Source organism: Slackia sp. (genome assembly GCF_977041755.1).
In genome coordinates this window covers 22,874-36,910 of sequence record NZ_CDRRGL010000001.1, presented here as the reverse complement: position 1 = coordinate 36,910, position 14,037 = coordinate 22,874, and the positions used below count along the sequence as shown (strand labels likewise).

The window sequence follows — 14,037 nt, the reverse complement described above, 5'->3', positions numbered from 1 at the left end:
AATGGGACTCATGCTGGCACGAACCGGCATGATTGTGGGCGCATACGGCAGCTACATGGGGACCGATGCGGGCATTTATACCGACGGGGCGTCGTTCATCTCGCTTGTTCCTCTACTCTTGCTTATGGTCGCGCTTGGCCTTACCGATAAAATCATCCCCAAACGCGCCATCTTCCACAGCACAAACCTTTGCATCGCACTCGAAGCAATAGGAATCGCCGCAGTCGCGCTCATCGAAGCGCATGCACCAGGCTTCGCCGTGGCACGCATGGCAGCGTCGACCCTCGTAACCGCATCGGCATGGATTTGCATGTTCTATTGGCTGCGCCGTTGCCGCGGCGCGTCATGCACGACGGCCATCATCATCGTGCTCGGCGCCATGATCGCCAGCGAGACGATTCTGTACGTGTTCTCGTTCATTCCACGCATGGTTCACTGCCTCATCTTTGCAATGGCAGTACTCGCGCAATACGCCGCCATCGCCGCCGCAAGGCGCAAACCGCTACCCGCAGAAATTGATATCAAATCAACCTCGCGCGGCTATTTCCATTTCGCTCAAAAGAACGCCGACAGCGTACGATTCCTCGGCATTATTGCCATAGGATCATTCCTTATGTCCATCGCCATAGGCTTTTTAAAGGGTTTCCCCGACGGCGACGCCATCCCATTCACACACGTCACGCGGCTGCTGTACGCCCTTCTCATCGACGGCGTATTCATTGGCCTGCTCTGGGGCACCATCAAAGGCAAAAAGAACGCCATGACCATTGGCACCTGGGTCGTTATGCAAGGCCTGGGATCCATCGCCCTTTTGCTGTTCGCGCTCTTTCCCGAGCGACTCGATATTGGAGCCGTATTCGGCAACGCCATGAACGTCACCATGACTGGCTTCATTCTCTATCTGATCGTCGCGTTTTCCAGCTACGGCCACCGCGATACGTACTACTACGCAATCGCCGGCTGGGGTGTTTTCATTTTTCCGCGTTCGCTCGTGCGCGTGACGAGCATCGCACTTTACGCTCAGTTCCCCTCAACCTCGCTGCCGACGGCGCTGTGCGGCGGATTGCTGCTTATTTCCGCCCAGTTCATTTTCCTTCAATTCCTTATGCTCGAACGAGACGAAACCGCCGCAACAAAGGCAACCGCGATAAGCGTGCAGAGGCTGCTCGGCATTAAGGACGAAGCTGCCCCCGGCACCGAAATGCGCAAGGCAATCGTACGTGCGAGCGCTCAGGAAATGCAGAAGCAATTCCTGCTTTCCGACCGCGAAACCGAAGTGCTCACGCTCTATGCCATGGGCCTTACGCAAGCAAAAATCGCCGAAGAGCTCTGCATCGCACCCGGCACGGCGCACACGCACGTGAAGCGTATTTATTCGAAAACCGACCTGCATTCCCGCCAGGCGCTTCTGGACTACATCGAGCGATACACCGATTAGCTTCCGCCGAAGAAAAACCTGCGCGCGAATGCCTCACCATGATTCACATCGGGCGGGAAATCGCGCAAAAAGCGAGGACCAAGCGCTCGATGTAAGCTTCGATTTTTACTCGGTTAGCATCTCTATTTCGTTGTTGCGATTTCGATATGATAGGTTCAACGAAGATTGCACCGAGAAATGAGGGGTAACCGATGTTCTGTACGAAATGCGGCGCGCAACTGCAAGACGACGCGAAATTCTGCACTGCATGCGGAGCGCGCGTCGCCCACCCGAACGCCGCCCGCGCACAAGCCGCCACATGCGAGGCCAATCTTGAGGAAACGGCTCCCCTGCCGCCAAACCCAAGCGCCGACATGGCCACCGACGCCCACGCGCCTGAAACGACCCCGAACGCGAATTCAACCGACAACGTCTCACCTACTCACGCCGCAACGAACCCTGGCGCCCCAAGCGACGCCCCCGCTGGCAAGGCATCGAACCAAACGCTCAAGAGCGCCGTCAAGCAAACCACTCAGCGCAGCCGCCGACGCGTTCCCCTCGTGGTGCTCGTGGCCCTGGCGCTGGCGCTTGCCGCCGGAACCGCCTACGCCGCCTACCGCGTATACGTCGACGTCATCGCGCCCTCTCAGCAGCCGGCACAAACCGAGCAGGCCATTCAGGGCGGCGACGAGCAAAACGCGCCCGCCCAGCCCGAAGAAAGCGACGCGAACGCAGAGGCGCCCGAGGTAACCGAAGCGCCCGAGAACATTCTGCAAGTCTCGCGCGTGCTTGCCCTGGGCAGCGAAGGCGAGCAATTCATCACGACTCATGGGGCAAGCACCAAAACGCCCACTGCCGAAACATCTTGGGGATATGCCGCTCCGTCGTATTCCACCAACAGCGACAGCGTGAACTGGAAAGACACGACGAGGGACATGCCCTACGTCGACAGCTCCGCCGGCTCCGCAAGCGACTATTCCTCGGTTTCGGTCGAATACGGCAATGGGGCGATGTTCCTGGTGCACGGCCTCGACAAGAAAGCTGGCACCTACCAGCCCGCTTCCACCACGCCCGACAGCATCGTCGTTTCCGGCGTGCCCCTTATTGGCCCGATTACATCGAATACCATCGACGACTTCGCCCAGCAATGCGGCTTGAGCGCATCGTCGGGATCATACGAACTCACAACAGAAGCCACCCTGCACGAATACGGCGAAACGACGAACGAAACAGACACCGTCGTATACACGACGAACGCCTTCGCCGGGTATCAAACCGTCAATGACGAAAAAATGATGTGGTATGTGATTTACACGGGCTTCGATTACGACACATCCGAGGGAGGATATTCGCCCCATACAGCGACCATCGGCTGCGCGCCTATCAATTTGGCAGAGCAGCTCGTGTCGTTCTCGGGTCTCTACAGCGCCGAGAAATGGGAGGGCGCAGACGACCTTACAAAGGCCGGCATGCTTTGCGCAAGCATCGTGCAGGAGCTCAATTCAGGCAACGGAGTAATGAGCGTCAATGTGCTCACGGGTGAATTCCGCATGTTTATGAGCGACTCCACAGGTCAAGGGCTCGGCTATTACGACGAATGCACCGAAAGCTATGACGCGAATGGGCTGCTCGTGCTCACGGGCAAAAAGAGCGGCGAAGTGCTCGAAACGGGCATGACGAAATCGCAAGCCGACGAAATGAAACGGAATAGCGGCTTCTAAAGAAAACGCCGAGCCGTCTTTAAGATGGCTCGGCGTCAAATGTTTAGGCTCCGCAAAAGAGCCAAGGGCGAATCGAATTCAAGAGCGCTTCGGCTGCGTGTAAGGGCGCGAACCGCTTCGGCTACATCAGGCCGGGAATCGCGCACAGCGCAATGGGAAGAAATGCAGCGGGCAGAAAATTCGCCACCTTGATATCGGTGATTTTCAGCATGTTCATGCCAATGGCGAGCAGCAACAAGCTACCCGCGCACACCATTTCGGCAATAACGGCATCGGTAAGAAGGGGCGCAAGCGCACTGGCGGCCAAGCTCAACGCCGCCTCATACACGAACACGCACACGCCTGAAAACGGCACGCCAACGCCCAACGTCGTGGCCATCACCATGACCACGACCATGTCGATAAGGGCCTTGGCATACAACGTGGAATGATCAAGCTGCAGGCCGCTTTGCAGCGACCCAAGAATCGCCATGGCGCCAATGCAGATGAACAGCGTGGCGGCAACAAATCCATCGGAAAAGTTGCCAAGTGCCGTCGAACCCTTGAATGCGGCATCGAGTTTACGTTGAATCCAATCGCCAAAACGGTGAATCGCCGCATCGATGTCGATCCAATAGCCCAGAATGCCGCCAACAACGATAGAGAGCACGGTAATGGTGATGCTTTGCCCTTTCACCATGCCCTGCACGCCCACGAGCATCACGCACAGGCCTAAGCCCTGCATAAGGAAATCACCGAGCTTCTGCGATACACGACGCTTGAACACCAAGCCAAGCACGCCGCCGATAACCGTGGCAATGCCGTTCACCAACGCACCCAGAATAACCACAGACGCCCCTTTTCACACAACGATGCGACGCGCCTGCGAAGACACGCCGCATCGATTAATTCATCAGGAGGATTTTCGCTTATTCGGCGGCATTTTCAACCGTCGGGTTCGTTTTTCTTACATCCACCTCATCAAAAGTGGCGGCGACTTCGCGGTCGAGCTTGCGAAGCGACGGCAAAAGGCCAATCGCCAAACCGCCCGCCGTAACCACCACGCCCGAAATCACGAACCACATGGCAACGCCGGTAAATTCTGCACAGGTGCCCGCGAGGCCCAAGCCGATAGGCGAAGAAAGCGCCGTCACCGTGCTGAACAAGCCCATAACGCGACCGAGCTTTTCGGGCGGAACGCGCTTTTGCACCACGGCGAGAAGCGGGCCGTTGTACATCGATTCAACAACGCCCGAGATTGCCGTGAGCACCGCGAACCAGAAGAACATACTCGGCGAAAGAAGGCCCGTGGCAATAAGAATGATGCCCGAGAACGTGCCCGAAAGGGCCACCACGCGCAACAGGCGCTTGCCGCCGCCCCATATAAACAGAATGGCGATGCCGACAAGCGAGAACGCGCCATATATGCCCTCGATGAGCGAGGCCGCATAGCCGTCGCCGTGGAAGTGGTCATACGTCATAAGCGGGAAGAGCGAGTTGATGCCCGTGTACATAGCCATAATCGCCATGACGATGCCGCACAAAATGAGCAGGCCCCTATCGGCGCTCAGCGTCGCAAAGCCCGCCTTCAAGCTTGCGATAGGATGGCGCGCCTCGTCGGAATCGTCGTGGAAATCGGGGATCTTCGCAAGCGTGAGGGCCAAGCACGCAACGGCGCAGCCGGCAGCATTCAGGAACAGGACCATCTGGAAGCCCACCACGGTATACAAGAAAATGCCGAGAACCGGGCCGACCACAAGCGCCATAGACCACAGGCTCTGATTCATGGTATTCACGCGCACCACGTGCTTTTTCGGCACGAGCAGTGGCATCGTGGATTCCATAGCAGGCATGTGGAACGCCTGGCCCACGCTGCGCAGCGCGCCCATGATAAGCACGAGCGGCACCGACACATGGCCCATGGCAATAATCATGCCCATGATCAATGCCATGGTTCCCACGAAGGCATCGGCGGCAATGAGCACGTACTTGCGATTGAAGCGGTCGGCCACCACGCCGCCAAGCGGGGCGAGCAAGCCCTGCGGCAGCATGGAGCACAGCGAAGCGAGGGCCAGCATGAGCGCCGAATCGGTCGTTTCGGTCACGAACCACACGCCTGCATAAATAGACGAATATGCGGTAAGAATGCTCGCCGCCTGGCCGAGCCAAATAATGACAACCGTCCTCAGCCAGTTTTTCGGCAAGGGTGGATGATCGAATTCCTTCACTTCGAGCTGCTGTTCAGACATGTTCGTTACTCCCTTTATGGCGCGCTCCGCGCGCCTTCATCTTTGTGCAGGAGATACCCTAAACTATCCCATAATGGGAGAGTCAACGTCTTTCGCGGATTCTTCGCACCGTTGCCCATGCGTTTACAAAAGCCCCACGAAGGAGATTCCCTACTTCGACGCAGGAATATCGATTACAAAGCGAGTCACGCCATTTTCGCTCGTCGCATCGATGGTGCCGTTATGAGCCGCGACGATCTCTCGCGCAATCGCCAAACCGAGCCCCGCCCCGCCCTGGCGCGTGGCACGCGCGTCGTCTTCACGATAAAACTTTTCGAAAATGCGTTTGAGATGCTCGGGGCTGATTTCGCGTCCCTGGTTCGTGACTTCGATCTTGAACGCCCCATCGGACTTGGCGTGAGCGTCAATCGAAATGGTCGAATCGGGGTCGGCATACGCCACCGCATTCTTAATCACATTCGAAAGCACGCGCGCCATTTTCGTGGCATCGGCGAATACTGTATCGCCTTCGGTGGCGTTCACCTTCAAATCGATTCCGCGCGCTTCCGCTTCAGGATAGAAATCTTCCGCAACCTGATAGCAGAACAACGCCAAGTCGAAGCGCTCGCGCTCAATGGAGATGGCGCCTAGGTTGTAGCGGGTTATCTCGAAAAACTCGTCGAGCATGGCATCGAGCCTGTACGCTTTCGACAGCGCCACGTGTGCATATCGCTGACGCTGCTCAACGGGCATATCGGGCGCCTCCTCGAGCAACGTGAGATATCCCGTGATGGAAGTGAGCGGCGTTTTGGTATCGTGCGCCAAATAGGCCACGAGCTCATTCTTGCGACGCTCAGCGGCAACGGCGGCGCGCTGCTCAGCGTCGTTTTTGCGCTTGATGTCGTTAATTGATTCCTCGGCAAGAGAAAGCTCGCTCGGAAGCTTGAGCGACGCGCCTTTGTCAACGAGCACCACGCGCAGCGAAACGAACAGGTCGTCGAAATAGCGCAGGCTCTTGCGAATGGCAAACGCCATAATCACGAGGATGCCCAACAAAAACAGCGTAATCGCCACGGGGTACTTCAGGGCGCGAATGTTGTTGTACGATGACAAATCGCGCTGCATTTGCTGTCCGCCCGCATATGTCACCGTTTCGATACCCGAGCCCGCATCGTAGGCATACCTCACAACCACCTGGGAAAAGTCGGAATCGAGCGCGGTTGCGGCCTCGTCGTAGAGCGAATCGACCTGCTCGGGCTTGTTGTCCCAATCTTTCGTAGCCGACCACAACGCGTCGTAGACGTTGGCGGCCTGGCCTAAGTTGCGCGAATCAACGGCGGAAATAACAACCTGCTTGGCCGCCTGGGACGCATAAGGCGCGCCCACAAACGACAGGCTATCGCCCTGAACCAAGCCCTGAGAGACGGACGCCGCGTATTCTCCGGCATCGGCCGGTTGCGACGAGATGGTGTACACAGTTTCAGGATTGGCGCCTTCCGTTTGCACGTTCTTGGCGTTCGCCGCACTCTGCGCCAAACCCCAACCCGCATCGGGAACCGCGGTGTCGATGAGCTCGTGCAAGTATTTGCGCACCACGTCGGCTTTAAGCTCGTTTTCTTTCTGTATGAACCACTCGTCGTTTTGCACGCCCGCCACATCGGCCGACACGTACTGCCACGGAGAAGTTACCTTAGCTACTGCCTCGCCCACTTGAGGCAGAACGATAATATTAACCGCCATAGCAATCGAGAAGAAAACAACCGCATACACCACCGTGGCCGCGAAAGTATTGCGAACGATGCGCTTCACGAGAATGCGCGTTTGTTCGGTCACATGCATTTTAGGCGACTCGTGCCTTTTGCGCGCGGCTCGCGCATGTTTGGCCTTGTCGGCACGGGTCTTGTTTTCTGAATCACGCTTCATGGGCTAACCACGGCGTTTTTCGGGAATGCGATAACCAACGCCCCATACGGTCTCGATGAGCTCTTCGGAAGAGTCGACCTCGGCGAGCTTTTTACGCAGGCGACGAATATAGACCATGACTGCATTGTGAGACGAAGACGTGTATTCCTCATCCCATACGTTTTCGAACAGCGCCTTTGACGAAACAGGGGCCCCACCTGCGCGCAAAAGCTCGGCCAGGCAATCGAATTCCTTCGGCGTAAGAGAAAGCTCGCAGCCGTGCAAGGCCGCCGTATGGTTTGTTTCGTCGAGCTCGATGCCGCTCACCGAGAGCACGTCGCTGGGAGCGGGGGCCGCACTGCGACCACGAAGGCGCGCTTTAAGGCGGGCCACGAGTTCGCGAGCCTTAAATGGCTTTGTCACATAATCATCGGCACCCAAGGTGAAGCCAAGCACCTTATCGAATTCCTCGGTTTTAGCCGAGAGAAACACAATGGGCATATCGGTATTTGAGCCGGCCGCACCGCCGCGAATTTGACGGCAGACTTCGAAGCCATCGATTCCGGGCATCATAATATCGAGTATAGCCAGGTCAAATACCTGAGCATTAAGCAATGTGAGGGCCGCATCGCCCGAATGGCAGCACGTGACGGCAAAACCCTCACGTTCGAGCACATGCTTGAGAAGGTCGGCGACCTCAACCTCATCGTCGCATACTAATATGTTCGCTTGGTTCATATCCATGGGCGAAATCCTATCATGAGGGTGCAGAGCGCCCGTGCGCTCCTCTCCATTTTAAGGTTTTGTTCAGAATTATTCAGCCTTTTATCAGGTGCCCTTATGGGATTTTCAACACGCCCCACCCTTATTATGGAAACCGTCGAAGCGGCAAGCATCCACCCTTCCATCGCGCAAGAGCCGCTCGACTCGTGCAAAGCACGATTGATAAACGGCCGGTATTCCCGTTCCCTTCCCTTTGGAGCCGGCCGTGAGCTTGAAAACTCGGCGCTCGGGCATCTCACCCTTCCGGCCACGAGCGCATCCTTCGGGGCTTTCCTCCCTCCCGGCCCCGAAGTCCCTTCCCGAAAGGTCGCCGCTGGCGGCCTTTCGGCATTGAAGAGCCAATATCGCCTCGTGGAGGCAATCGCATTCAAGAACGCCCGCATAGCGTAGGCTTGCCGACGCACGAACCCAACCAACGAGCTTCATCCTTCCCTGAAGCGCATTCCCATAATGAGAAGCAAACAAGCGCACGCCACCAGCAGAGCTATTCAAGAGTCCTCCTGGAAGAACAGCCACATCATCCCCCATCTGCAAACCATTAAATTTCGTTCGCGTACGTTGGTCGTGTTAACTTTTCAACAACAATTCGGTTTACGGTTGCTTTTGCATACCTAAACGGTAGTATGCTCAAATGCAAAACAGTACGTTGCCTTGGGGTAGTCTGGGGAGGCTTGGCAACGTGGTGTTCGCCGCGTATAGATTCGCGCATGCGTGCACGCCTATACGCCAACAAGACCGAACCGCCTTACGGCAACACGATCAAACGCAAGGAGCGCTTTCATGCTGAGCGAACGCATGCTCACGGGGATCGTCAAAAACATCACGAAGAGCCATCTCATCATCGACCCCACGACCGAGAAATTCCTGCCTGGCCCCGAACCGGGACGCAAATACATGCTGTACCTGCACGTACCTTTCTGCGAGGTGCTGTGCCCCTACTGCAGCTTCAACCGCTACCCCTTCCGCGAGACAACCGCGCGACCGTACTTCAAGAATCTTCGTCGCGAAATGATGATGCTCAAAGATATGGGCTACGACTTCGAAAGCCTATACTTCGGCGGCGGCACGCCCACTATTTTGCTCGACGAGCTCTGCCGTACCATCGATATGGCAGGCGAGAACTTCAACATCAAAGAAGTCGCTTGCGAAACCAATCCAAACCACCTTGTAGACCCTTGGCTTTCGGCACTGAGCGGCCGCGTGAATCGCCTTTCGGTGGGCGTGCAAAGCTTCAACAACGAGCTGCTCACGCAAATGGATCGCTGCAAGAAATATGGTTCGGGCGAAGAGATTCTCGAACGTATCGGCAACGCAGCATCGCGTTTCGACTCCCTCAACGTCGACATGATTTTCAATTTCCCTTCTCAAACCGAAGAGATTTTGCTTGACGATATCGAGAAAATCAAGCAATGCGGCTGCCGTCAGACCACGTTCAGCCCGCTGTATGTTTCAAGCGCAACAACACGCAAGATGGAGCAGTCGCTCGGCACCATGGACTACAATCGCGAGTTCGAGTTCTACAAGATGCTCGACGAAGGCCTTTGCGGCGGCGATACCCCTGCGTTCAAGCGCGAAACCGTATGGACGTTCAACCGCTTGAATGAAAAGGGCGAGCAAGACCACGAGCTGCCCGTAGAGGAGCTGCAGGTAAGCTACGACGAATACCCCGCCATTGGCTCGGGATCGATTTCATACCTGAACGGAAAACTCTACGTGAACACTTTCAGCCTGCATGAGTACAACGAGGCGATTGAGCGCGGCCATATGTCGATCATGGGTCAGATGCCCGTGCGCGAGCACGACCACATGCGCTATTGTTTCTTGCTCGGGCTCTATCAGCTGCGTTTCGACAAGCGAGCCTTCAAAGAGATGTTCGGCAAGAGTGTCGACGCGGCGCTGCCCGTTGAAATGGGCTTCATGCGCGCGAATGGAGCATTCGATGTCGACGACGAGGAATGCCTCGTGCCTTCAACCATGGGGCGCTATCTTACGCTCGTGATGTATCGCCAATTCCTCAGCGGCATGAACAACCTACGAGACCAGGCCCGCGCAGCTCTTACTGGGTTCGAACACGAGCTGCTTTTCGGCGAAGGCGTGCCCGTGACCGCATAGAGCGGATTCCCCACTCCCGATTACGCATACTGCGGCCCTCTTGAGGGCCGCTTTTTTTGCGTCACGGCACGAGCAATACCAAAGACACTTCATGCAAGCGAACGTGGCCAAAAAAAGAGGTGCGGTTTAAACCGCACCTCTTTTTTCATGAACAGTATTGGCCACGCATGCAGACAGACCGCCGTGCAAAGCCCGATGAGCGTCAAACCTATTGGTCGGTAGCATTAAACCTCGCGACCAGTACACTGGACAATGCATGAGAGCGAAATGTCGGTCGCTATTCGAGCGTAGCGCCCTTCTTCTCGGGAATGAAGAACATCGCGATGAAAGCGACTACATAGATGCAGGAAACGCAGCCGATGGCGAAGCCGAAGCCATGGCCAGCAGCAATCATCGGAATAACCACCGGAGCGGAAGCGCCACCGATGAAACGGCCAGCGTTGTACAGCGCGGTTTGCGCGGTACCACGCATCTCAGTCGGGAACAGCTCGGCGATCAGGGTGCCGTAGCCGCCAATCATGCCGTTGGCGAACATGCCCATAAAGAAGCCGCCGATGAGCAGCGCCGTGGGATCGGTGAGCTGGCTATAGATGATAATCATTGCAGCAGCGCCAACCTGGAACGTCCAGAACGCAGGACGACGTCCAGCCTTGTCGGCCAAAAAGCCGAAGGCAGAAATGCCGATCATCATGCCCAGAACCGTCACGGCGGTCCACAGACCCGTAGACGTAAGGCTCAGGCCGAGCTCAGAGTTCAGGTACTTGGGAAGCCACGTCATAATTCCGAAATAGCCAGCATTCTGAACGGTGCACAGAATAATGATGATGATCGAGAACTTAGCGCGCTCGGGCGTGGCGAACAGGTCGCTCAGCTTGCCGTGGGCCTTGCCAGAAGCCTTGTGCTCCTCATAAATCGGCGGCTCGGGAACGAACGCACGAATGATGATTGCGATAATGGCGGGAATAAAGCCGACCACGAACAGGCCGCGCCAGCCAAACGCCGCAATGATGGGCGCAGAAGAGAGCGAAGCGCACAACACGCCAACCTGGAAGCCCAAGCCAACGGCGCTCGTGCTTTTCGCGCGATTCTCGGGGCTCGAGACCTCGGCGGCAATTGCCATGCCCAGGCCGAACTCGGCGCCGATGCCCAAGCCAGCGAGGAAGCGGCAAAGGGCCATTACCTCGAAGTTAGGCGCGAAGGCCGAGCCCAGGGTGAACACGCCAAAAAAAATGACCGAATATGTAAGGACTTTAATTCGGCCATATTTGTCAGCAAGTTTTCCGAAAATCAAACCACCAAGGAAGGCGCCAGCCAACGTGATGGAGGTAAGCATGCCTGCAGTGGTATTGTCGACGGCGAACGTCGCCATGATGCCGGAAAGCGCGAAGCTCAAAATCATAAGATCCAAGCCGTCAAGCGCATGGCCCACAGCAGCCGAGAAAACGGCCTTGCCTGCATAGTGCTTCATTTCAGAAGCCTTGCCTTTAGAATGAGTGCTCATTGCTCCCTTTCTGCCGATTATTGATAAACCTTCAGTATATTAAGGGAGGGCGCCATAAAAATAAAGCCTAAATTTGCACATTTTTATGCAGCTTGATGAATTAACGCACAGGAAACAATCGCCCGTCCACCTATGACGCGGGACGCGCGCCTCTATGCGCCGTGCAGCATTCCGGCGAGCGGCGCTTGAGCCTCAAAACGACGAAGCTTAGCTGCGGCGCGCGCTGCCGTAGGCGGAATTCTTGCGATTGCCAAACGCACTCCCCTTGCGAGCCGTCTTCTTCAAATCGGCGAGCACGTCTTTTTCCGATTCGCCTTGCATCTGAGCTTTCAAGCGCACCACCTCATCACGAAGTTGCGCGGCGCGCTCGAAATCCATCGCCTGGGCGGCGGCGGCCATATCGTCTTCCATGCTTGAAATCACACGCATGACTTCGCCGCGCGAAAGCTCGGCAAGCTGTCGGTTCACCTCTTCGGCACTGCCCACCTGGTTTCCGTCGCCATCGTTCATGAAGCCCATGACATCGTTGATAGCCTTCTTGATAGTTTTCGGCGTTATGCCGTGCTCTTTGTTATAGGCCATCTGAATCTCGCGGCGGCGACGCGTTTCAGAGATCGCTTTGTCCATGGAATCGGTGATTTTGTCGGCATACATAATCACATGGCCATGATCGTTTCGCGCAGCACGGCCGATCGTCTGAATAAGGCTGCGGTAGTTGCGCAGAAAGCCCTCTTTATCGGCGTCAAGAATAGCCACGAGCGACACTTCGGGCAAATCGAGGCCCTCGCGCAGCAGATTGATGCCCACAAGCACGTCGAATTCGCCACGGCGCAAATCGCGCAGAATCTCGACGCGCTCGAGCGTCGCGATGTCGGAATGCATATAGCGAGCACGAATCCCCTGATCGAGCAGATGATCGGTGAGGTCTTCCGCCATTTTCTTCGTGAGCGTGGTAATGAGCACGCGCTCGTTGGCACCAGCGCGCTCGCGGGCTTCGTCGATAATGTCGTCGATTTGGCTCGCAATAGGCCGCACATCGATATCGGGGTCGAGCAACCCCGTAGGACGAATAATTTGCTCGACCTGCTGCTGGCTGACCTTTTCCTCATAGTCGCCCGGCGTGGCCGACACGTAAATGAACTGGGGCACGCGTTGCTCGAATTCGTCAAAGCGCAAAGGGCGGTTGTCGAGACAGCTCGGCAAACGGAAACCATGCTCGGCGAGCGTGACTTTTCGACTGCGGTCGCCTTCGTGCATGCCACGAATTTGCGGCACCGTAACGTGGCTTTCATCGATGATGCAGAGGAAATCTTTCGGGAAATAGTCGAGAAGCGTATACGCAGGCTCGCCCGGCGCACGGCCATCAAGATGCCTCGAGTAATTCTCGATGCCGCTGCAAAAACCCATGGTTTCGAGCATTTCCAAATCGTAATTCACGCGCATTTCCAAGCGCTGAGCCTCGAGCAGCTTGCCTTCGGCTTTGAACTGCGCCAATCGATCGCGCAACTCGTCTTGAATGGTTTGAATGGCTCGGTCCATTTTCGGGCGCGCGGTAACGTAATGCGACGCAGGCCAAATGGGCAATGCCTCGAATTCGTTGAGCTTCTCGCCTGTCACGTTGTCGATTTCCTGGATGCTCTCGATTTCATCGCCCCAGAATTCCACGCGCACCGGATTGTCGGCGTACGGCGGAAACACATCAAGCGCGTCGCCGCGCACACGGAAGGTTCCACGCTTGAGTTCATAATCGTTGCGATCATATTGGATATCAATAAGCTCGTGAATCACATCGTCGCGCTCAGCGGGCTTTTCCTTATCAAGAAACACCGCCATGCCCGCATAGTCCATCGGCGAGCCAATACCGTAAATGCAGCTGACCGACGCCACCACGATCACATCGCGGCGAGATAGCAGGCTCGATGTCGCAGCATGGCGCAGCTTCTCGACCTCTTCATTGATCGATGCGTCTTTCTCAATGAAGGTGTCGGTCGAAGGCACGTACGCTTCAGGCTGATAGTAGTCGTAATACGAAACGAAATAGACCACTGCATTATCGGGAAAGAATTCCTTGAGCTCGGCCGCAAGCTGGGCCGCGAGCGTTTTATTCGGCGCCATGACGAGCGTGGGCTTCTGAGTTGCCTCGATGACTTTCGCCATGGTGAATGTTTTGCCCGAACCCGTGACGCCCAAAAGGTTTTGGTAGCGCAGGCCACGCTCTACTCCGTCGGCGAGCTTTTGAATGGCCTGAGGCTGATCGCCTGAAGGATCGTAGGGGCTCACAACGCGAAACGGCGCATTCGCAAGACGCACTTCAGGCAATTTGCCCTCCATAGCGGCGCCTTCGATATTGCTCAAGTGGCTGCTCATGCGAACTCCCTTTCACGCGATGCGACC

General features: G+C 56.4%; 9 protein-coding genes. 3 read left to right on the top strand and 6 right to left on the bottom strand.

What is annotated here, in order from left to right; all coding sequences use genetic code 11:
• Window positions 1-10: 10 nt before the first annotated feature.
• Both ACWI8T_RS00140 and ACWI8T_RS00135 read left to right on the top strand, forming a co-directional pair.
• A complete protein-coding gene (locus tag ACWI8T_RS00140) occupies window positions 11-1,438 on the top strand; it encodes a response regulator transcription factor (protein WP_449137490.1) in 1,428 nt (475 codons plus the stop codon).
• 191 nt (window positions 1,439-1,629) lie between these two features.
• Window positions 1,630-3,138: a zinc-ribbon domain-containing protein gene (locus tag ACWI8T_RS00135; RefSeq protein ID WP_449137489.1), complete on the top strand. Its 1,509-nt coding sequence runs from the start codon at window positions 1,630-1,632 to the stop codon at window positions 3,136-3,138.
• Window positions 3,139-3,259: 121 nt separating this feature from the next.
• Here ACWI8T_RS00135 and ACWI8T_RS00130 read toward each other — a convergent pair whose 3' ends face one another.
• From ACWI8T_RS00130 to ACWI8T_RS00115, 4 genes are all read right to left on the bottom strand, one after another.
• A complete protein-coding gene (locus tag ACWI8T_RS00130) occupies window positions 3,260-3,967 on the bottom strand; it encodes a DUF554 domain-containing protein (RefSeq protein WP_123218636.1) in 708 nt (235 codons plus the stop codon).
• A gap of 79 nt (window positions 3,968-4,046) precedes the next feature.
• Window positions 4,047-5,366, bottom strand: a complete 1,320-nt coding sequence (locus ACWI8T_RS00125) for an MFS transporter (RefSeq protein WP_449137488.1) — start codon at window positions 5,364-5,366, stop codon at window positions 4,047-4,049.
• A 150-nt stretch (window positions 5,367-5,516) separates the two neighbouring features.
• The gene (locus tag ACWI8T_RS00120; protein WP_449137487.1) at window positions 5,517-7,268 is read right to left on the bottom strand and encodes a sensor histidine kinase; all 1,752 of its coding nucleotides are present in this window, start codon (window positions 7,266-7,268) and stop codon (window positions 5,517-5,519) included.
• Window positions 7,269-7,271: 3 nt separating this feature from the next.
• A complete protein-coding gene (locus ACWI8T_RS00115) occupies window positions 7,272-7,991 on the bottom strand; it encodes a response regulator transcription factor (RefSeq protein ID WP_123218633.1) in 720 nt (239 codons plus the stop codon).
• Between the two features lie 819 nt (window positions 7,992-8,810).
• Between ACWI8T_RS00115 and ACWI8T_RS00110 the strand changes: the two genes are divergently transcribed.
• Complete coding sequence (locus tag ACWI8T_RS00110; protein WP_302853552.1) at window positions 8,811-10,142, top strand: coproporphyrinogen III oxidase family protein; 1,332 nt, start codon at window positions 8,811-8,813, stop codon at window positions 10,140-10,142.
• A 277-nt stretch (window positions 10,143-10,419) separates the two neighbouring features.
• On the opposite strand, the gene ACWI8T_RS00105 is transcribed toward ACWI8T_RS00110, so the two are convergent.
• Both ACWI8T_RS00105 and uvrB read right to left on the bottom strand, forming a co-directional pair.
• Window positions 10,420-11,643: an MFS transporter gene (locus ACWI8T_RS00105; RefSeq protein ID WP_123218630.1), complete on the bottom strand. Its 1,224-nt coding sequence runs from the start codon at window positions 11,641-11,643 to the stop codon at window positions 10,420-10,422.
• A gap of 207 nt (window positions 11,644-11,850) precedes the next feature.
• Complete coding sequence (gene uvrB / locus ACWI8T_RS00100) at window positions 11,851-14,010, bottom strand: excinuclease ABC subunit UvrB (RefSeq protein WP_329935023.1); 2,160 nt, start codon at window positions 14,008-14,010, stop codon at window positions 11,851-11,853.
• Between the last annotated feature and the right edge of the window lie 27 nt (window positions 14,011-14,037).